The sequence below is a fragment of the Vibrio sp. 10N.222.52.B7 genome (assembly GCF_041474275.1).
Lineage (GTDB): Bacteria > Pseudomonadota > Gammaproteobacteria > Enterobacterales > Vibrionaceae > Vibrio > Vibrio crassostreae_C.
Window position 1 is genome coordinate 1 of sequence record NZ_JBFRTU010000744.1, and the last position, 289, is coordinate 289.

Consider the following 289-nt stretch of genomic DNA (forward strand, 5'->3'; position numbering starts at 1 on the left):
TGACACCATGGTTTCGATTGAAAAAAGTATCGGCTTAGATTGGACACTCAACGCAGAAATAAGCTACGACAGTGTTTCTGGCGCCTCACCAGCGTGGGGACCAACGACACCTCTTGCTTCGAATGCCGACCAGATAAATCGCGCCCTAAAAACTCAACAGGCACAGAATAAAACCGACGAGGTTATTCGTGCAGGCTACGACCCTCATCGCAGTGGCTATGAAATCCAAAAAGTAGGCCTTGAAGACACCAGAAAATCCATCAGCTTAAGCGCGACCTATCGCGACACC

At 49.1% G+C, this 289-nt stretch carries 1 protein-coding gene; it reads left to right on the top strand.

All coding sequences use genetic code 11. From position 1 onward, the window contains the following. The coding region (locus AB4512_RS25090; protein WP_372176167.1) for a DUF3570 domain-containing protein at positions 1–289 on the top strand (289 nt) is incomplete at both ends.